The following is a 19,962-nucleotide window of genomic DNA, read 5'->3' on the forward strand; positions in this document are numbered from 1 at the left end:
AAAAAGCCGCTGCGAAAACAGGTGATTCCAGCGAAGCGTCGCCGTGCTGTTGCCCCAGTCGAGGTTGATTTTGGTGGCGGTTTCCTGATCATCAACATAAAACCGATCCTGACCGAAATAACCGCTCAGGTACAGCTTGTTTTTCGGCCCGAAATCGTAGTTGGCTTTGGCGTTCAGATCGTAGAAGTAATATCCGGCCACAACCTGTCCGTCAGTTTGCTGTTTGATGAGGGGCCGGGCCACAAAATCCAGGTACGTCCGGCGGGCCGACACCAGAAACGACGACGACCCCGCCCCCGATTTCTTTTTGGTCAGCGGGCCTTCCAGCGTCAGCCGCGATGCAATCAGGCCAATGCCGCCTTCGCCGTGGAGTTTTTCCTTGTTGCCCTCTTTCATATTCATCTCAATCACCGACGACAGCCGTCCGCCGTACCGCGCCGGAAAACCGCCTTTGATCAGTTCCACGCTTTTGAGCGCATCGCCGTTGAAAACCGAGAAAAAACCGAAGAGGTGGTTGGCGTTGTACACAATGGCGTCATCGACAATGATGAGGTTCTGGTCGGGGCCGCCCCCGCGGACGTAAATCCCGGTGCTGCCTTCGGAGCCTTTCTGGACGCCCGGCATGAGTTGCAGCACTTTCAGGACGTCTTTTTCGCCCAGAAAAGCCGGTATTTTCTTGATTTGGGCCACCGGAACGTCGATGGTGCTCATTTGCGGACTTTCGCTCACTTTTTCTTCGCTGCGATTCCCGGTGACGACCACTTCCGACAGCAAACGACCGGGCGTCAACTGAACATCAAGCACGGTATTTTTCCGGAAGGGGAGGGTTTCCTGTATGCTCTCGTAACCGACAAAAGAGAACGACAGCGTCAGGCTGTCCTGAACGGGAATGGTCAGCGAATAGAAACCGTAGGTATTGGTAACCGTGCCGGTTGAGGTGCCGGGCAGGTAGACATTGACGCCAATGAGCGCTTCGCTGCTCCCTTTTTCGCGCACATAGCCGCTCACCGTCGCGACGGACCGGGTGGAAGAAGGTTGGGCGAGGGCGATAAAACCGACCATCAAAAACACAAAATAAAACAGGAAGAAATACTTCATTCAGGCATTCAATGAGCTTATTCTTTGTTAGTACGATAGAAGGTATTCAAAAAGTATAACAGAGACTGAAGTTAACAGTTTCGCTGGTGAAGAGTTACCAACGTAACAACTCGATAGAACCCTACGATCATGCTGAAATTTGATAAGCTTTCACTCAATATTCCCGAAACAACCAAACCGCGGGTGGTCGTCATCGGTGGCGGTTTTGGCGGGCTCAATCTGGTGAAAAAGCTGAACGGCAAAGACTTTCAGATTGTGATGTTCGATAAACAGAACTACCACGGTTTCTGGCCGCTGCTCTATCAGGTGGCTACCGCCGGGCTGGAGCCTGACGCCATTGCCGAGCCAATCCGCAAAATGTTCGATGAAGAGTACGAGGATTTTCACTTCCGGCTGGTCCGGGTTCTCGGCGTCGATCCGGTGGCAAAAACCGTGAAGACGTTGATTGGTGATCTGCACTATGATTACCTGGTCATTGCGACGGGAACGAAGGCTAATTTTTTCGGAAATGAGCAGGTTCAGAAATACTCCTTTTCACTCAAAACCATTCCGGAAGCACTGAACCTCCGCAGCCAGTTGCTGCAGTCGTTCGAGCAGGCCAGCATTACGGTTGATCCCGAAAATCGGGAAAGCTTGCTGAATTTCGTGATTGTCGGCGCCGGACCAACGGGTGTCGAAATGGCGGGTTCGCTGGCCGAAATGCGCAAACACGTTCTGCCGGGCGATTATCCGGGGCTGGATTTCAGCAAGATGAAGATTTATCTGGTCGAAGGACTGGACCGGGTTTTGCCGCCGATGTCGCCGGAGGCCAGTGCCAAAACACAGAGATACCTGGAAGACATGGGGGTGATCATCAAGCTGAAAAGCCTGGTTGATTCCTACGACGGCGATGTGGTGACGCTCAAAACCGGGGAGCAAATCCGGTCGCAGACGGTCGTGTGGGCGGCTGGCGTCACGGGCGCGCTCATCGATGGGTTGCCGAAAGAAAGTATTGTGCGCGGGGGCCGCGTAACGGTCAATGAATTCAACCAGGTGGCCGGATACAGCGATATTTTTGCCATCGGCGACATTGCTTTCATGAAAAGCGAAAAATGGCCGAACGGGCATCCGGGCGTGGCTCAACCGGCCATTCAGCAGGGCCAGCACCTGGCGAAAAACCTGCGCCGGCTGATTCGCAAGGAGGAAATGACCCCGTTTGATTATTTTGACAAAGGCTCCCTGGCGATCATTGGCCGCGTTCGGGCCGTCGCCGATTTGCCGGGCAATCTGCACCTCAGCGGTTTTGTGGCGTGGGTAGCGTGGCTGTTTGTCCATATTTACTACCTCATCGGTTTTCGGAGCAAACTGGTCGTCCTGAGCAACTGGATTTACCGCCTGTTTACTTACGAGCGCGGTACCCGGCTGATCATCAGACCTTTTGTCAGAAAAGATGACAAAGACGCCGAAGAGTTTGTAATGAAGAATGAAATCGGTTAACATTGCCTGACTATGATTATGGTGATTTCAATGATTGACTATGATAAATTCTTCTGTTAGAATTCTGCTGGCTACTTTTTTGGTCGTTGGTTCACTTACGGCTTCTGCCCAACCTACTCTGAATCCCGATACGGTGAAAGCCGGTCTGTTCGATATGGGCAAGATGTGGACATTTGATAATCCACCTCAGGAGTATTTCCAGAAAACATACGGTTTTACGCCCGACCAGAAATGGTTTGACGAAGTGCGGCTGGCATCGCTGCGGTTTGCCGATTACTGCTCGGCGTCGTTCGTTTCGGCGAATGGTCTGGTGATGACCAATCACCACTGCGCGCGGGAGTCGGGAACGGGGGTGCAGCGGAAAGGGGAAGACCTGAACAGTACGGGCTTTTTTGCCAAAACCTTCGCCGAAGAACGGAAAGTGGAGAATCTGTACGTCGATCAGTTGCTGAAAATCGAAGACATCACCACCCGCGTACAGGCCGCGATGGCATTGGGGAAATCCGAAGCCGAACAATTGCAGATGCGTGAGCGGGAATTTGCGACCATCAAGCAGGAATTTGGTAGCCAGGCGGAATGGAAAGGCCTTGAATTGCAAACGATTACGTTCTACAACGGCGGGCGGTATTCGCTGTACGGTTTCAAACGGTATAACGACGTCCGGCTGGTGTTGATGCCCGAACTGCAACTCGGTTTTTTTGGTGGTGATCCCGACAACTTCACCTATCCCCGGTATGCGCTGGATTTTTCTTTTTTCCGGGTGTATGACAATGGAAAACCGCTGAAAACGACGCATTTCTTCAAGTTCAATCCCAACGGGATCAAAGAAAACGAACCGGTTTTTGTAACCGGAAATCCGGGCAGCACCGAGCGACTGAAAACCGTGGCCGAACTGGAATTTGACCGCGACCTGAAAATCCCGTACATCCTGCAACTGCTCCGCAACCGCGCCGATGCGTTGCAGATTTACAACGCCACGGCGAAAAGCGACAGCATCCAGAACGAAATTTTTAGTTTCGAAAACAGCCTGAAAGCTTACGGTGGTCAGTTGGAAGGCCTGCGCGATCCGTATTTGCTGGCCCGGAAAGGTGCTTTCGAGCAACAGTTCAAAGCCGACGCCCAGCGGCTGGAAGGCGGGCGCGGACAGGCTAAAGTGAGTACCGGTTCCGGCCAGAAGAGCGACGCGGCCAATGGCGCTGCCGGATCGAAGGTCGATATTAACCTGAAACTCTGGGACAACATTGCCACCAACGTGGGCGATCTTCGGAAATACTACAAGGATAATACCTACCTGTCGCCCAGCGAACTGGCGCGGGGTGATTTGCTGGTGTTTGCCCATTTGCTGATCACCTATGCCGACGCGGCCCGCCAGAATCCCGGTCGGGCAGAGCAGATCAAAAACCTGCTGGAAACGCCCAAACTCACCGACCGGGCGCTGGAAGAAGCCTATCTGGCGGCTCACCTGACCGAAGCTCAGGCGGCTTTGGGCAACGACGATCCTTACATCAAAGCGGCCCTGAATGGCAAATCGCCCAAGGAAGCGGCTGCCTATTTGATGAACAACACGAAACTGAACGACCAGGGTTATGTGAACGATCTGGTGACGAAAGGCCCGGTGGCCATCAGCGCCGACAACGATCCGTTGCTGGCGCTTTCGCGCATTTCGGTGCCGCGCTACCAGCAGGCATCAGCCGCCGTGAAGGCCATTACGGGTCGGCAGACGGTGTTGCGGAGTAACCTGGGGCGGTTGTTGTATGAAGTCTACGGAACTGGTATCCCGCCCGACGCGACGTTTTCGCTGCGGATCAACGACGGCATCGTGAAAGGATTTCCGTACAACGGAACCGTTGCGCCGTATCAAACCACTTTTGCCGGTTTGTATGACCGGTATTATTCCTTCAACGGTAAATTTCCGTGGGCCTTGCCCAAGCGCTGGCTGGCTCCCCCCGCCGAATTGCTGCGCCAGTCGATGTGTTTTGTCTCTACGAACGACATCATTGGTGGCAATTCGGGTAGCCCGCTGATCAACAAAAACCGCGAAGCCGTCGGGCTGGCTTTCGACGGCAACATGGAAAGCCTGCCGGGAAGTTTCATTTTTGTTCCCGATAAAAACCGGACGGTTTCGGTCAATACGGGAGCCATTGTGGCAGCGATGCGCTACATCTACAAAGCGGATCGGCTCGTGAAAGAACTCGTCGGAAAATGAAGCGCATCATCCACAAACACCCGCTGGCGATCCGCTGGTTTCACTGGATCAACTTCCCGATTCTGGTCATCATGATCTGGAGCGGATTGCTGATTTATTGGGCCTACCAGCCCTACAAAATCCAGATTGGCGATACCGTACTGTTCAAATTTTTTCCGAACTGGTTTATTCAGGCCCTGAACCTGCGTCGGCGGCTGGCCGAGGGCATGTCGTGGCATTTTGTGTTCATGTGGCTGTTCACGATCAATGGGGTTCTGTACGTTCTCTATACCTTTATTTCGGGCGAATGGCGGTTTTTGCTGCCCAATCGACGGTCGTTCCGGGAAGCCTGGCAGGTAACATTGCACGATCTGGGCATTCGTAAAACCGCCCCTCCGCAGGTGAAGTACAATGGTGCGCAGCGGATTGCCTACACGGCCATTCTTTTGATGGGGATTGGCTCGCTGCTGACCGGTTTGGCGATTTACAAACCCACACAGTTTTCGGGCCTGACAACCTTAACGGGGGGCTACGAAAACGCCCGGCTGTGGCATTTCATCCTGACCATCGGCTACGTTCTGTTTTTTGTCATCCATATTTTTCAGGTCGTGCGGGCGGGCTGGAACAATTTTCAGGCGATGGTAACCGGTTTTGAAGTCGAAAAGAAACTGCCTGAAAAAACACCACCAGCCCCGACTACCCCGGCCTGACTAATCCTGAACCACTATGGCTCCTGTTGACGATACCGAGGAAAAACTTCCCGAAAAAAAGCCGCATCGCGAAGAGCTGACCTCCGAGCAGCAGATCCGGCGTCGGACCCTAAAAGCGTTCGCGTTGTTTGGTCTGGCCGGTGTTATTCCCTTTAGCCTCTGGAAATGGATCAAAATACAACCCAAAGAAGCCGGGTTGCCGAAGGTGTTCCGCGAGGTGCTGAAGGTGAATGAAGAGGTGGCCAATGGCTATTTCAGCAACGCAAATCTGGCACCGACTTTTCCGAAAGACTGGGCGGTTAAAAACGTGCGGGTGAATGGCCGGGACGGTTTGCGGAGCGCGATCGATAAAGACGCCTGGCGATTGAAAGTGGAGCAACCGGGCCGGAAAGCCCTGTTGATTTCGCTCGACGAGCTAAAAGCGTTGCCCAAGCAGGAGATCATTTATGAGTTCAAGTGCATCGAGGGCTGGAGCCAGATTCAGCATTGGGGCGGGGTAAACTTTGCCGAATTTGCCAAAAAATACCAGTTGGGGCAGAAAGACGGCTCGGAAGCGTGGTATCCGTACGTCGGCATGAAAACGCCCGATGGTGGGTATTACGTTGGCATCGACACGCCCAGCGCCCTGCATCCGCAAACCATGCTGGCTTACGAAATGAATGACGAGCCGCTCACTGATCTGCACGGCGCGCCCCTGCGTCTCATCATTCCGGTGAAATACGGTGTCAAAAACCTGAAACGCATCGGCAGCCTCTGGTTCAGCGACGAGCGCCCCCGCGACTTCTGGGCCGAACGCGGGTATGATTACCACGTCGGGTTGTAGATTCCCCACTGGATAACGCCTTCCCCGTTGGATAACGCCTTCCCCGGATGTTATCCGGGGCTAGTGATGATAGCCTTTCAGGCTTTGGGGTGTTGGTAGAGATCGGCTTTTTGTTATCTTCGGGAGTCATTCAGAAACAAACTCATGAAGAAAATTCTCCTCCTCACAGCCGCTTTCGGGCTGTTGATTCCGTACGCTCACGCCCAAACCGGCAAACAGAAGATCACCGTAACCGATTTGACCCGCATCAAACAAGTAAGCGGTATTAAAACATCGCCCGATGGTAAACACGCGGTTTATACACTGACGACGATTGAACCGGACGCCGAGAAAAAAGAAGAATACGAGTATAAGACTCATATCTATTTAACCGGCTTGAAGCGTAGCGACGCACCGTTTGGTGATCCAAAAGCGTTGACCCACGGCAGCGAAAGCGCCCGGCAGCCCGACTGGTCGCCCGATGGCAAGTCGATTGCGTTTGTGCGGACGGTGAAAGGCAAATCGCAGATTTTTGTGATGCCGCTCGATGGGGGCGAAGCCTGGCAGTTGACCAAACTGAGTTACGGGGCTTCCAGTCCGCAATGGTCGCCGGACGGCAAACGGATTCTGTTTACAGCCAACGCTTCCTTGTCCGACATGCTGAAAGATTCGCTGCTGAACCGGGGGAAAACCGTGCCGGCCTGGTCGTTGGAAAAACCGGGTTTCGCCACCAATGAATTTATCAAACCGGACAAAACCGTGAAGGCGAATCCCGACGGATCGCTGGCCGAAATCCGGGCCTATCTGAACAAGGATGTGGAGGATAAAAAAGCGAAAGTCATCAACCGGCTCAATTTTCAGGGCGAATCGACCACCGAACCCGAGCTGAGCTTTACACACCTGTATGCGGTCGAGGTTAAGGAGAATGCGACGCCGAAACCGTTGACACACGGTTTTTATTCGTTTCAGGCCCCGGTCTGGATGCCCGACGGCCAGGGGATTCTGGCCGTAACCGACCGCGACACACTCAGGCACCCCGACCGGGAGCAGGATGCCGCACTGATCTGGCTGGCAGCCGATGGGTCGGGCAAACGGATTAGCCTGTTGTCGGAAGCCGGGAAAACGTATTTCTCGCCCTCGGTTTCGCCCGATGGTCGCCAGTTGGTTTTGCTGACCAATTCGGCGCAGGGCGTTAATGCCGGGCAGCTTGCCATGGCCGCCCTGAACGGTACGTCGGTTTCTGATTTGCAGGTGGTTGCCTTCGACCGGGCGGCCGGCAACCTGAAATGGGGAGCGGTGTCGGTGGCGGGTTCGAAAAAGAAAAAAGGCCCCGCGACAACGGCCTATGCGGTATTTTTTACGGCCTCATCGAACGGCGGGGTGCCGCTCTACCGGCTTGATCCGGCCACGAAGCAGGTGACGCAGTTGTCGGATTTCGACAGTGGAATCAGCGCGTTCGATCTGGCGGGTGATCAGGTGGTGTTTGCCAAAACCGCCGTCGCCAATCCGTCGGAACTGTATATGGGAGCTTTTACAGGTGCTACCACACAAAAAACGCTTACCGCCAATGCGGTTAAACTGAGCAATCACAACGACTGGGTGGCCGGAAAAGCGTTGAGTTTTCCGGAAAAACGGACCTATAAAAATTCGAAAGGGCAGACGATCGAGTACTGGATTATGAAGCCCACGGCGGTTGCGGCAAACGAAGCGTCTGCTTCTACTAAGAAATACCCCTTGCTGCTCAACATGCACGGTGGCCCAACGGCGATGTGGGGACCCGGCGAAGCGTCGATGTGGCACGAATTTCAGTATTTCTGTTCGCAGGGCTACGGCGTGGTGTATGCCAATCCGCGAGGATCGGGCGGCTACGGGATTGATTTTCAACGCGCCAACGTCAAGGATTGGGGAGCCGGCCCGACCGAAGACGTGCTGGCAGCCGCGACCGATGCCGCCAAAGAAGCCTGGGTCGATACGAGTCGGCAGGTGATTACGGGCGGTTCGTATGCGGGCTATCTGACGGCCTGGATTGTGGCCCACGACAACCGCTTCAAAGCCGCTTTTTCACAGCGTGGGGTGTATGACCTCACGACCTTCATGGGCGAAGGCAACGCGTGGCGGCTGGTTCCGAACTATTTCGGGGGCTATCCGTGGCAAAAGCAGGTTGCAGAAACGCTGGAAGCCAATTCGCCGTACACGTTTGTCGAAAACATCAAAACGCCCCTGTTGATCAAACACGGTGAAAACGATCTGCGGACGGGCGTCATCCAGAGTGAAATGCTCTATAAAAGCCTGAAAATACTGGGTCGCCCGGTCGAATACGTTCGGATGCCCGGTGGTACGCACGAGATGAGCCGGTCGGGGAACGTTCGGCAGCGGATTGACCGGATGCTGCGGATTTACGAGTTTTTCGAGCGGTATATCGGCGAAAAGAACAACCGGCAATAGATAGGAACGCGGATTGACCGGATGCCGCGGATTGAAACAGATTTTATCCGTGGAAATCCGCAGCATCCGTCCAATCCGTGTTTCTATCCAAAAAGGCACAAATGCCGTAGAAATGTCGGCATAAAACCGGCAGACTCAGACGGCTTCGGATTTACATTTGTTCAAAAACTGAACAATGAGCAAGGGACTATTAGCCGAAAAAATTGGGTCACTGAGAAAAAACAAAGGGTTTTCTCAGGAAGAACTCGCTGAGCATGCATCGATCAACCTGCGGACGTTGCAGCGAATTGAAAGCGGGAAAACTGAACCGCGCGGGCAGACGCTCCGCCTGATTGCCAAAGCCCTGGAAACCCCTGTCGAGAATTTCCAGGATTTTACGAAAGAAGAAGATACCGGTTTTTTGCAGTTGATGAATCTGTCGGCACTTTCTTTCTGGGTCATTCCACTGGGCAATATTTTTATTCCGCTCGCGCTCTGGGTCATGAAGCGCGACAGAGTGAAAGACGTCAATGAACTGGGCCGACGCATCATCAATTTCCAGATTACCTGGACGTTTGTCACGTTTGGTCTTGTTTTCGGTTTGGTCTTAAATGTTTTCTTTGGACATGGTTTCGCCTTTTCTCCGCTATTGGTCTCTGCCATTATCGTCGGCTTCTACATCTTAAATTCAATCATCATTCTGATTGCCACCTTTCAGGTCAGGCGGGGAATTGACAAAGTATATTCGATTGGATTTCCCATTCTACGCTAGCGTGCGAAGTGTACCCATTTTTCGTGAAAACCAGGGCTATTACGGGGTAGTATGTTGCTTTTTGTTGCTCATAGGTTCATTTTTGGCTCTTAGTGTACGCTTAATCATTTGATTGTATATACTGCTAAATAGAGGATTAGAAAGTTGGATTTTAAGGAGAAATAATTTTACGTTACCAATGGTTACATTTGGCAAATGATATTTTTTTGAAAATTTTATACGTATATACTTAAAAAAGTGACAATTTAATTTGGCAAATATATTGTTTTGCTTACTTTTGATTTATCGACAAACCACAGTGACTTCTTTCTTTCTACAGGGCAATCCGCTGGCCGCACTACCGGAAAGCCCTGACCGGATCACGCATTTCCTGCATGGAGCAGGGAGGGTCCGGGTTCGCTGCCTGAGCAATTCAGCGCAGTTCAACCATTCCGTTTAGCCTTAATCAAACCAATTACCGACAATCTGGCCGGCACGGTTTTGCTTTGTCCATTCGGACCAAAACAGCACCAGAAAGTTCGGACAAAGCACTGAATCCGGAGCCAATCCGAATTGTCAGTCATTGTCATGCGCCCGGTTGCGGAGGGCGGTTCGGCGAAGCGGCCAGTGTCCGGCCGTCCAACGCTCCGGGTTTGCATGACAATGGACGCGTTCAACTATCCATCTTTAATTAATGCACTTTGTTAACCTAGCTAATTATGAGGAAAACGCTACTATTGCTAGTAGGGATGATCTGGTTGTCGGTAGTGGTTGCTACGGCCCAGACACGTACGCTTACCGGTACCATTCTGGCGGCAGAAGAAGGACCTCTCCCCGGGGCCAATGTCGTCGTGAAAGGCAGTACGACCGGAACGACCACCGACAATGAGGGCAAGTTTACCCTGAAAGTTCCCTCCGAAAACGCAACCATTATCATTAGCTCCATCGGTTTTCTGACCGAAGAAATCGCTATCGGCAATCGCTCTACCCTCGATTTAACCCTAAAAACGGACGTCAAGTCGCTGTCTGAGGTCGTTGTAACGGCTTTTGGGGTAGAGAAAGAAGTAAAATCGCTCGGCTACGGGGTGCAGGAAATCAAAGGCACGGCGCTCACCGAAGCGCGTTCGTCCAACGTCGTCAACGTCTTGTCCGGTAAAGTGGCGGGTTTGCGGGTTAGCTCCAACGGCGGGCCGGGCAGCGGTTCCACCATCCAGATTCGGGGTGCATCGTCGGTTTCGGGCAATAACCAGCCGCTGATTGTAGTCGATGGTGTACCGATTCAGCAATCCTTCGACAAAACGTACGGTTCCGGCATTTCGGAAGTGAACCCGGATAACATCAAGGAAATGAGTATTTTGAAAGGCCCGAATGCGGCTGCTCTCTACGGATCACGGGCGGCTAACGGGGTCATTCTGATTACGACCAAAAATGGAGCGGGAACGAAAGGCATCGGCGTTGAAATCAACTCCAACGTCACGTTTGAACGCCCGTGGATCAAACCCCAATTCCAGAACACCTACGGGGGCGGAAATGGCTACCGCACCTGGTACAACGACGGCTGGTCGGGCGCCATTACCGATCCGCTCGAAATTCAGCAATACCGGGCGGCTTATCCAACGGCTCCGCTGACCGGCACCGAAGGCACCGACGAAAGCTGGGGCGGTCCGATGGACGGTCGGCTGGTTCGGCACTGGTGGTCGGGCAAGGAAGTGGCTCCGCTGACACCCAACCCCAACAACTGGGAAGATTTCTGGCAAACCGGACAGACCATTACGAACAGCGTAGCGGTTTCGGGCGGGAATGACAAAGGAAGCTTTCGCTTGTCGGCCGGTCGGCTCGATCAGAAAGGACTGATTTACTACAACGACTTCTACCGGAATAACTTCAAATTTAATTCCGCCTATAACTTCACCCCGAAATTTAGTGCAACGGTTTCGGCGGAATACATCAAATCGGGTGGTAACCGGAGCTACAGCAGTGGTCAAGAGTTTATCTGGGCGCACCGTCAAACGGATTACACCAAGCTGCGCAACTGGCGGGATTACACCGATGTTCACATCCAGCGGGCCCTGCCCGGCAAACCCGCCGATACTGATCCCCCGAACTGGCAGCACACGTTCTTCACCAACCCGTATTATTCTTCGGAACTGCTGCCGTCTAACAACGAAAAAGACCGGCTGGTGGGCAACATCGCGCTGAACTACAAAATCCTTCCGTCGCTGAGTCTGATGGTCCGGAGTGGAACCGATGTCTGGACCGATACGCGGATCAGTGTCAACAATTTCGAGCGGGTTCGGAACGGAAACCGGACGCCCGGTGCTTTCACGGAAGAAATTCTGCGTCGTCAGGAAACCAACCACGATGCCATCCTGACGTTCAACAAAGCCCTTAATTCCAATTTTTCGACCAACATCCAGGTCGGTGCAATCTCCCGGACGAACTATTACAAACGCAATTCGCTCGCCGTGGGCGAACTGGTTGTCGACGGCCTCTACAATGCTTCCAACGCCAACCCCAGCCGGAACACGGCCCAGAGCGCGATTGAAAAGTCGCAGGTCAACAGCGTATTCGGATCGCTGGAAGTAAGCTACAAAAACGCGCTCTTTCTGAACGCCACAGCCCGTAACGACTGGTCGAGCACGCTGCCTTCAAACAACCGATCGTATTTCTACCCGTCTATATCGGGAAGTGCGGTGATCACCGATCTGTTCAACGTCCAAAGCAATGTGATTTCGTTCGGTAAAATTCGGGCGAGCTGGGCGCAGGTTGGAAACGATGCGTTGCCCTACCAGTTGCTGCAAACGTTCCGAGCCGGAACTTCCTGGGCGGGATCGACCCCGGAGTTTTATGAAAACACCCAGATTGCCAACTCCACGCTGCGGCCGGAAATTACGACCGGAACCGAGCTGGGGCTTGACGTCCGCTTCCTGAAAGGTCGGATTGGCCTGGACGTAACGTATTACGATCAGCTCTCCCGCGATCAGATTCTGGCCGTTGAGATCTCGAAATCAAGCGGTTACAACTCCCGCGTTCTCAACGCCGGTAAAATCTCCAACAAAGGCCTTGAAGTGGTGCTGACCGGTACGCCCGTCAAAACCGCCACCGGTTTTAGCTGGGAAACGACCCTGAACTTCTCCCGCAACCGCAACAAAGTGCTCGAACTGGCCGAAGGGCTGACGACCTACACCCTGGCCACCCGGCAGGGATTGATCACGGAAGCGCGGGTAGGACAGCCGTACGGCAGTTTCTTCGGAACCGGGTTTGAAAAAGCCCCCGATGGACAGCGGATTTACAATGCCAATGGCTTGCCGGTGATTTCGACCACGCCCCGCACGCTGGGCAATGTGCAGCCGAAATGGACGGGTGGCTGGTTGAATAGCCTGACCTTCAAAGGCTTCTCGGTTTCGGCTTTGGTGGATGTGAAATGGGGGGGGGACTTCTTCGACGAAGGCACCGGAACCGCCCGCTGGACGGGTCAGTATGAAGAAACCGCCGTGGGCCGCGAAGAAGGCGTGATTGGCAAAGGCGTTTACAACGCCGGAACGGCCGAAGCACCGAACTACGTCCCCAACACGGTGATTGTACCGGCTAAAACCCTCATTGCCTACAACAACCCGCGCAGCTACCACGAAGCGTCGATTTACGACGGCAGCTACGTCAAACTCCGCGAGGCTACGATTGGCTACCAGCTACCGGCGGGTTTCCTGAACCGGGTCAAAATCCGCTCGGCCAAGATCTCTCTGGTGGGCCGCAACCTGGCGATGCTGTTCAAAAATACCACCCACGTCGATCCTGAAGTGGACCGGTTCGGGGCCAACCAGCAGGGATTTGCCTACGGCGAATTGCCGAGCTCGCGCAGCATCGGTGCCAACCTGAGTCTGTCCTTTTAATTCCGACCAAACGATTTGACTATGAAGATCATAAAAGCACTTTTTGTGAGTATCGGTTTGATGACGCTGGCGGGTTCGTGCACGTCGGAGTTTGACGAAATGAACGTCAGCCCGAACGATCCGACCGCCATCAGCCCCCAGTATCTGTTGCCCTATGCCCTCGAAGCGTCCGTTGACCGCTATTGGGGCGTCCGGACTCGCTTTGAGCGTTTGAATCTGGATGGGGCCATGTGCTGGATGCAGTATCTGACCCGCAACATCTACTCGAACGAGGGGGATAACTACGAAGTTTCGGTTGGTTTTTACACCAACAACTGGAAAGGATTTTTCAACGACGCTCAGGTAAACTACCAGCGGATCATTACGCTGGCCGGACCGGGCGGCAAATTCGAAAATGCCAATTACGAAGGCGTGGCACTGGTGATGCGGTCGTGGGTATTTTCGTTGCTGGCCGATGTCTACGGCCCCATTCCGTATACCGAAGCCCTGAAAGGCACGGCGGAGACACCCAATTACACGCCGGTTTACGATCCGGTCGAAACGGTGTATGCCGGTTTGCTGAAAGACCTGAAAACCGCCAACGAGAAGTTGAGCGTGACGGGCCCGGCCATTGCCGGTGATATTCTGTACGGTGGTGACATTCTGAAATGGAAGAAGTTTGCCAATTCGCTGCGCTTGCGATTGGCAAACCGTCAGGCTGTAAAAAAATCGGCGGAGTCGAAAGCCGTTATGGCCGAGATTCTGGGCAACGCAACGACCTATCCAATTTTTACGAGCAATGCCGACAATGCCAAACTGACCAACTCCGCCGTGTTACCGAGCAACAACGAGTGGCACCAGGTGATGATTCAGGACGGCCGGACCGACTGGAACATCAGTAAAACCCTGGCCGACCGGCTGAATGAACTGGGTGACAGCCGGATTACGGTCTATGCGCAGCCCAACAAAGCCGGTAAATACGAAGGCCACGCCAACGGATTGCCCGATGCGGTTGCCACGGCCTACCTCGGAACGAGTTCCTTACTGGGAACGTATTTTACGGCCCCAACGGCCCCGGCCGTCATCATGACGTTTTCGGAACTGAACCTGATTCTGGCCGAAGCCGCTGCGGATGGCGACATCACGGGCAGTGCGCAGACGTATCTGGAGAAAGGCATCACCGCTTCGTTCGACCAATACGGGTTGACGGTACCTGCCGGTTATCTGGCCAAAGTAGGAACCGCTACCAAAACGACCATCATGGAGCAGAAATGGATTTCGTTGTTCGGACAAGCCATCGAAGCCTGGACGGAGTACCGCCGGACGGGTCTGCCGGTGCTGCCCGCGAAGGATTCCCGGTCGGTTTTCTCGAACGATGGCGTTTTGCCAACCCGCCTGAAATACCCCACTTCGGAGTACTCCCTGAACAAAGCGAGTCTGGATAAGGGCATATCCCTGCTCGGTGGAGCCGACGATATGAAGTCCAAATTGTGGTGGGTTGAGAAATAATTATAATTAACCATGAAAATGCGTATGAAGAGCTATAAATACCTTATTTTAAGTGGATTAACGGTCGTAAGCAGCTTGCTCGCCGGGTGCGAAAAAACGGAAGATCCTTTTGTCGATCGCGTCGTTGCGCCGGTTCTGGTGCTGGTCGATGGCGCTTCCGATGGGGGGGGGCAAACCGCTGAACCGGTGGTGACGCAGAAAATCACCGCACCGGTCGTGATGACCGTGAAAATTCTGGAACTGGACAAAAGCGGTATTCTGGACTATAAGGTGGGCATCGACTCCATTCCGGTAGCGTCGTTGACCATCAAGTTGATGAAACGCGAGGTGAAAGGTACGGCGACCGTCATGACGGCGATTGCCGATCTGAAAACCGATGCAACCGGCAAAGCCACGCTCACCAAAACCTGGGCCGAACTCGGTATTGCAGCGCCCGCCGTCGGCAGCAGTGTGTCGCTGACCTGGATGGGCGAACACAAAGGCCAGGCTTTTTCCCGTTTGTCGCGGGTTCAGGGGATAAATTAAATGAAAACAAACATCTAACCACTTCTTTATTATGTCTCTTAATCGTCGTGAATGGCTCCGGTCCGGATTGCTCGCGGGTGTCGGTTTAGCCGCAGCCCCGGCCGCGTATTGTGAACCCTGGCTGGACAAGGCTGCGCCAGCCGGTGCCTTACCGCCAACGGCTCCCAAAGGTGCGCTGAAAGCACGTTTGTCGGCCAACGAAAATCCGTATGGTCCATCGCCAAAGGCGCTGAAAGCGATCAACGAAGCCGCTTCGGATGGCTTTTTGTATCCGTTTTCTTACGGCGCACAGTTGCAGAAAATGATTGCGGATGAGGAAGGGGTGGCACCGGAGCAAATCCTGCTTTCGGCGGGTTCGGGCGCGTTGCTGCACGCTACGGCTTTGCAGTATGCCTATGCCAGTCCGGGCAGCAGCGTGCTGTCGGCCGACCCTACCTACGAACAACTCGTTCGGGCGGCTGTGATGCATGGCATGACGTGGGACAAAGTGCCCCTGACCAGCGGTTCATACGACCACAATCTGGAAGAAATGGAGAAGAAGGTCAACGACAAAACCGGTCTGGTTTACATCTGTAATCCCAACAACCCGACGGGCGTCACGATCAACCCGGAAAGCCTGCGGGCCTTTGTGGACCGCGTTTCGGCGAAAAAACCGGTATTCGTGGATGAAGCCTACATTCACTACACCGGCGATCCGAAGAAATACACGGTGATCGAGAATATCAAAAAAGGCCAGAATGTGATGGTGGCCAAAACGTTCTCGAAAATCTACGGCATGGCCGGTTTGCGGATGGGCTACATGGTGGGTCAGCCGGATACGCTGAAAGCCATCTCGAAATGGGGTGGAGGAGCCGGTAACCTGAGCATGACCACGTTACGGGCTGCACTGGCGTGTTACAAAGACGAAGAATTTATCAAATATTCGCTGGGCAAAGGACTGGAAGCCCGCGAATTTCTGTATGCTACGCTGAAGCAAAACGGCTACACCTACCTGCCATCCGGCACCAACTTCGTGTTGTTCCCGATCCGGATGAAGGGCGACGATTTCACCAAGAAAATGATGGAAAACGGCGTGAGCGTTCGGCAGTGGAAATTTGACGGTCAGTTCTGGTGCCGTGTGAGCCTCGGGACGATGGATCAAATGAAATACTTCGCCGACGCGCTGAAAGTTATTTCGTAAGTACCTACGGACTTTCGTACCTTGAAATCGCTTCCGAAGGCTTACCTTTGGGAGCGATTTTCTATATAACCACCTATGTCCGTTCATATTTCATCCCTGGCCGAAAGCTTGCCAGCTTTCCTAAAGCAGCACAATTATTCGGCCATTGCGGTTCTGGCCGATGCAAATACCAAGCGCCTTTGCTATCCGGCGATAAAAAATTTTTTACCGAAACATAAGATTATTACGGTTCGGGCGGGGGAAGAATTCAAGAATTTAGCGACTTGCGAAACCGTCTGGCAGGCCCTGACCGACGCCCAATTTGACCGTCACGCCCTGCTGATTGATCTCGGAGGGGGCGTAATTGGGGATTTAGGCGGTTTTTGTGCCGCTACCTACAAGCGGGGCATCGATTTTATTCAGATTCCGACCACCTTGTTGTCGCAGGTGGATGCGAGTGTGGGCGGAAAGTTAGGTATTGACTTTCACGGATTTAAAAACCATATTGGGGTCTTCAAACTACCGGAAACCGTTCTGATCGACACCGTTTTCTTTCAAACCTTACCGGAGTTGGAGTTGCGGTCGGGTTTTGCCGAAATCATCAAACATTGCCTGATTGCCGACGCGGCCAAATGGAACGTCATCCGTCGCCGGGATCTGCACCAGCAGGACTGGAATGATCTGGTGGCGCATTCGGTGGGCGTGAAAAAAAATATTGTCGAGCAAGATCCAAACGAGAAGGGAATACGTAAAGTATTAAACTTCGGACACACGCTGGGACATGCGCTTGAAACCCATTTTCTGGCCGATCCCAAACGCCGGTTGCTGCATGGTGAAGCCATTGCCGCCGGTATGATTGCCGAAGCTTTTATTGCCAAACGCAAAGGACTGATCGAAACCGGATTGCTGGAGCAGATTGAAGAGTACCTGTTTTCCATCTATGGCCGTGTCAAACTGACGGATGCCGACCTGGAGCCGGTGTTGAAGCTGACGTTGCAGGACAAGAAAAACCGCAACGGCGAGGTTCGGATGGCTTTGCTGGATGGACCGGGAAGTTGCACCTACGATGTGTTGGTGACGAAAGCAGAAATGCGCCGGGCATTGGATTACTATCGAACCTAAACTAGTCTGTAAGCAGGGCCGTTGAAGCGGTTTTTTGAACCTTATAGCTAGACACTTACTATACCAATAGTACCATTCATTTTTAACCAGTTTGTCTATACGATTCAAATTTACAACCCTGTTAAACAGTCCGTTTATGAAACATTTTATCGGCGTTCTTGTGTTACTGGCTGTGGTTTCGCTGGCCGGATGCATGCCTGGGAAATTATTCGTTGAGCACGATTACAGCTACGAAGGGCATTTTAAAAACTATGAATCTTTTAACTTTCTGGAATGTGAGTACATCGACTCCACCCTGCTCTGCTCGGACATTCAGGAAGCCATTCGTCACCAAATGGAAGCAAGGGGCTATAAAGTGGCAAACCGGGGCCCCAACCTGCTGATTTCCTACAATATTTTCCGCAACGATCTGCGTTTCAGAGGCTATCAGCAACCGGTTATCAAGGACTGGGTGGTGAGTGAAGACGGCGACGCAACCTACAAGCGCATCGATTACAACCTCGACGAAGGAACACTGATGATTTCCCTGATCGACGCCGATACCTATCAGGTGATCTGGAAAGGCTACGCATCCCGCGTAACCCGAAATCCGAACTTCAAGAATAATTACTTCAAAGGCATTGTCCGATCCATCTTCGACCAGTATCCGCTGATGGCGTCTGCCCGAAAGTGAAGTAAAAGTTAACTAATGAGAATTGAATAACGAATAATGAACGCTGAATAGCGAATAACGAAATAAAGAGGCAGTGCCACTTCGTTATTCGCTATTCAGCGTTCATTATTCGTTATTGATTGGTTGGTGTTGTCAACTGTTTAAACACCCCTTCCAGATTACTTTCCTGCTGTTTCAGCCCGACGAGGGTCAGGTTTTTGTCGGCAGCTAACCGGAAAACAGCCGCTCGCAGGTCGCTGTCCTGGTGGGCCGTCAGCCGGTAGCGGTTTTCGCCCAGTGCCTCGATGCGCAGAATACCAGGAAGCGTGTTCAGGACCGAAATATCCTCCAGATCCCGCTCGAATTCGGCCACAACAGCGACCGAACCATCGGACGTTTCCCGCAACTGACTCAATTGCCCATCCGCCACAATCCGGCCCCGGTTGATGATGATGACCCGCTCGCAGAGGGCTTCGACTTCCTGCATGATGTGGGTTGAAAACAACACGGTTTTTTCGCGGCCCACTTCCCGAATCACCTGACGGATTTCCGTGAGCTGATTGGGGTCAAGTCCCGTGGTGGGTTCATCCAGAATCAGAACGGGCGGGTTGTGAATCAGCGCCTGTGCCAGCCCGACGCGCTGCCGGTAGCCTTTCGATAACTGGCCGATTTTCTTGCGCTGTTCCAGGTCCAGCCCCACCAATCCGATCATCTCCGTGACCCGCCGGCTCAGTGCAGAACCCCGCAAACCGTGGAGCGATCCCGCGAAGTGCAGAAACTCCTTCACGTACATGTCGAGGTAGAGTGGGTTATGCTCCGGCAGATAGCCCAAACTTCGCCGTACATCGATTGAATTCGTGCGGACGTCAAAGCCATTCACCACAACCGTGCCTTCGGTAGGGGGCAGATACGCCGTTGCAATTTTCATCGTCGTGGACTTCCCGGCTCCGTTGGGACCCAGAAATCCCACAATCTCACCCGGCTGAACGGAAAAAGAAATCCCATCGACCGCGCGCTGGGCCGTTTCGCCGTTTCGGGCGTAGAGTTTGGTCAGGTTTTGTACCAGAATGGACATCGGTCAATACGAAAATGCAAAGAGACAGTGTGCAAGGTAAAAAAACAATGCGAAGTCCCTCTATTAACGGCGTTTTTGGAAAACCGCTTTTAATACCAAAAACAATTTTTATTTTTAGCCTTCCGTTCAGCCTGAAACGGGTTGAAACAACTGCAATGAGAACAAAGCACATCGGCATGGTAGTGGGTTGCCTGATGGCCATCAGTACCTGGGCGCAGCGACCGGCGACCCAAAGTCCCGCACTGGAACACATCGATATTCTCAGCCATCCGCCGGAGGTTTTTACCAACTGTGAGAACGCCCAAACGCAGACGGATCTGAATTTATGCGCCCAGATGCGGTTTCAGAAAGCAGATCACGAATTGAATGCGGTTTACAAACAGTTGATCGGACTGGTTTCGAAAGATGAGAAGGCCATCGTGATGGAAGCCCAGCGGCAGTGGATCGTTTACCGCGATGCGCACTGCAAAATTTACGAAAAAATGTACGAAGGCGGCTCCGCACTGCTGATGGTCATTGCCAACTGCAAGGAAGCCACCACCCTGAGCCGGATTACCGAATTAAAAGAATTAGTAGCCGAACGCAAACTTAGACAATAGACGCCA

Annotated in this window: 15 protein-coding genes; 13 read left to right on the plus strand and 2 right to left on the minus strand. The window is 53.1% G+C overall.

The features are described from left to right. Positions 1-1,062: TonB-dependent receptor (locus FH871_RS29635; protein WP_229317713.1), on the minus strand; the 1,062-nt coding region annotated here is incomplete at its 3' end. A 165-nt stretch (positions 1,063-1,227) separates the two neighbouring features. On the opposite strand from FH871_RS29635, the gene FH871_RS29640 reads away from it, so the two are divergent. The 12 genes from FH871_RS29640 (at position 1,228) to FH871_RS29695 (ending at position 18,303) form a co-directional block, all read left to right on the plus strand. Further along, positions 1,228-2,574: an NAD(P)/FAD-dependent oxidoreductase gene (locus FH871_RS29640; protein ID WP_138994972.1), complete on the plus strand. Its 1,347-nt coding sequence runs from the start codon at positions 1,228-1,230 to the stop codon at positions 2,572-2,574. Positions 2,575-2,614: 40 nt separating this feature from the next. Next, entirely contained in the window at positions 2,615-4,780 is a 2,166-nt protein-coding gene (locus FH871_RS29645; protein ID WP_138994973.1) for a S46 family peptidase, read from the plus strand. Then, a complete protein-coding gene (locus FH871_RS29650) occupies positions 4,777-5,469 on the plus strand; it encodes a cytochrome b/b6 domain-containing protein (RefSeq protein ID WP_138994974.1) in 693 nt (230 codons plus the stop codon). Before FH871_RS29645 ends, FH871_RS29650 begins: the two co-directional genes overlap by 4 nt. Positions 5,470-5,485: 16 nt before the next feature. Further along, positions 5,486-6,292, plus strand: a complete 807-nt coding sequence (locus FH871_RS29655; protein WP_138994975.1) for a molybdopterin-dependent oxidoreductase — start codon at positions 5,486-5,488, stop codon at positions 6,290-6,292. 144 nt (positions 6,293-6,436) lie between these two features. After that, positions 6,437-8,716: a S9 family peptidase gene (locus tag FH871_RS29660; protein WP_138994976.1), complete on the plus strand. Its 2,280-nt coding sequence runs from the start codon at positions 6,437-6,439 to the stop codon at positions 8,714-8,716. A 175-nt stretch (positions 8,717-8,891) separates the two neighbouring features. Then, entirely contained in the window at positions 8,892-9,467 is a 576-nt protein-coding gene (locus tag FH871_RS29665; RefSeq protein WP_138994977.1) for a helix-turn-helix domain-containing protein, read from the plus strand. 698 nt (positions 9,468-10,165) lie between these two features. Continuing rightward, positions 10,166-13,336, plus strand: a complete 3,171-nt coding sequence (locus FH871_RS29670; protein WP_138994978.1) for a SusC/RagA family TonB-linked outer membrane protein — start codon at positions 10,166-10,168, stop codon at positions 13,334-13,336. A gap of 21 nt (positions 13,337-13,357) precedes the next feature. Then, positions 13,358-14,824, plus strand: coding sequence for a SusD/RagB family nutrient-binding outer membrane lipoprotein (locus tag FH871_RS29675; RefSeq protein WP_138994979.1), 1,467 nt, complete (start codon positions 13,358-13,360; stop codon positions 14,822-14,824). A 24-nt stretch (positions 14,825-14,848) separates the two neighbouring features. Further along, positions 14,849-15,349, plus strand: a complete 501-nt coding sequence (locus FH871_RS29680) for a hypothetical protein (RefSeq protein ID WP_138994980.1) — start codon at positions 14,849-14,851, stop codon at positions 15,347-15,349. Positions 15,350-15,380: 31 nt separating this feature from the next. Further along, a complete protein-coding gene (locus tag FH871_RS29685) occupies positions 15,381-16,529 on the plus strand; it encodes a histidinol-phosphate transaminase (RefSeq protein ID WP_138994981.1) in 1,149 nt (382 codons plus the stop codon). Between the two features lie 75 nt (positions 16,530-16,604). Next, the gene (gene aroB / locus FH871_RS29690) at positions 16,605-17,630 is read left to right on the plus strand and encodes a 3-dehydroquinate synthase (RefSeq protein WP_138994982.1); all 1,026 of its coding nucleotides are present in this window, start codon (positions 16,605-16,607) and stop codon (positions 17,628-17,630) included. A gap of 136 nt (positions 17,631-17,766) precedes the next feature. Further along, entirely contained in the window at positions 17,767-18,303 is a 537-nt protein-coding gene (locus FH871_RS29695; RefSeq protein ID WP_114406811.1) for a DUF4136 domain-containing protein, read from the plus strand. Positions 18,304-18,415: 112 nt separating this feature from the next. Here the strand turns inward: FH871_RS29695 and gldA are convergent, their stop codons facing one another. Then, complete coding sequence (gldA, locus tag FH871_RS29700; protein ID WP_138994983.1) at positions 18,416-19,357, minus strand: gliding motility-associated ABC transporter ATP-binding subunit GldA; 942 nt, start codon at positions 19,355-19,357, stop codon at positions 18,416-18,418. A gap of 155 nt (positions 19,358-19,512) precedes the next feature. Between gldA and FH871_RS29705 the strand changes: the two genes are divergently transcribed. Then, complete coding sequence (locus FH871_RS29705) at positions 19,513-19,956, plus strand: lysozyme inhibitor LprI family protein (RefSeq protein ID WP_171062994.1); 444 nt, start codon at positions 19,513-19,515, stop codon at positions 19,954-19,956. Positions 19,957-19,962 lie beyond the last annotated feature (6 nt).

Source organism: Larkinella sp. C7, assembly GCF_006149005.1.
Taxonomy (GTDB): Bacteria; Bacteroidota; Bacteroidia; order Cytophagales; family Spirosomataceae; genus Larkinella.

Excerpts from the sequence above, each read along its gene's own strand:
- FH871_RS29705 (WP_171062994.1), top strand. The coding sequence starts at position 19,513 with ATGAGAACAAAGCACATCGGCATGGTAGTGGGTTGCCTGATGGCCATC.
- FH871_RS29675 (WP_138994979.1), top strand. The coding sequence starts at position 13,358 with ATGAAGATCATAAAAGCACTTTTTGTGAGTATCGGTTTGATGACGCTG.
- gldA (WP_138994983.1), bottom strand. The coding sequence starts at position 19,357 with ATGTCCATTCTGGTACAAAACCTGACCAAACTCTACGCCCGAAACGGC.
- FH871_RS29695 (WP_114406811.1), top strand. The coding sequence starts at position 17,767 with ATGAAACATTTTATCGGCGTTCTTGTGTTACTGGCTGTGGTTTCGCTG.
- FH871_RS29650 (WP_138994974.1), top strand. The coding sequence starts at position 4,777 with ATGAAGCGCATCATCCACAAACACCCGCTGGCGATCCGCTGGTTTCAC.
- FH871_RS29655 (WP_138994975.1), top strand. The coding sequence starts at position 5,486 with ATGGCTCCTGTTGACGATACCGAGGAAAAACTTCCCGAAAAAAAGCCG.
- FH871_RS29680 (WP_138994980.1), top strand. The coding sequence starts at position 14,849 with ATGAAGAGCTATAAATACCTTATTTTAAGTGGATTAACGGTCGTAAGC.
- FH871_RS29665 (WP_138994977.1), top strand. The coding sequence starts at position 8,892 with ATGAGCAAGGGACTATTAGCCGAAAAAATTGGGTCACTGAGAAAAAAC.
- FH871_RS29660 (WP_138994976.1), top strand. The coding sequence starts at position 6,437 with ATGAAGAAAATTCTCCTCCTCACAGCCGCTTTCGGGCTGTTGATTCCG.
- FH871_RS29685 (WP_138994981.1), top strand. The coding sequence starts at position 15,381 with ATGTCTCTTAATCGTCGTGAATGGCTCCGGTCCGGATTGCTCGCGGGT.
- FH871_RS29645 (WP_138994973.1), top strand. The coding sequence starts at position 2,615 with ATGATAAATTCTTCTGTTAGAATTCTGCTGGCTACTTTTTTGGTCGTT.
- FH871_RS29670 (WP_138994978.1), top strand. The coding sequence starts at position 10,166 with ATGAGGAAAACGCTACTATTGCTAGTAGGGATGATCTGGTTGTCGGTA.
- FH871_RS29640 (WP_138994972.1), top strand. The coding sequence starts at position 1,228 with ATGCTGAAATTTGATAAGCTTTCACTCAATATTCCCGAAACAACCAAA.
- aroB (WP_138994982.1), top strand. The coding sequence starts at position 16,605 with ATGTCCGTTCATATTTCATCCCTGGCCGAAAGCTTGCCAGCTTTCCTA.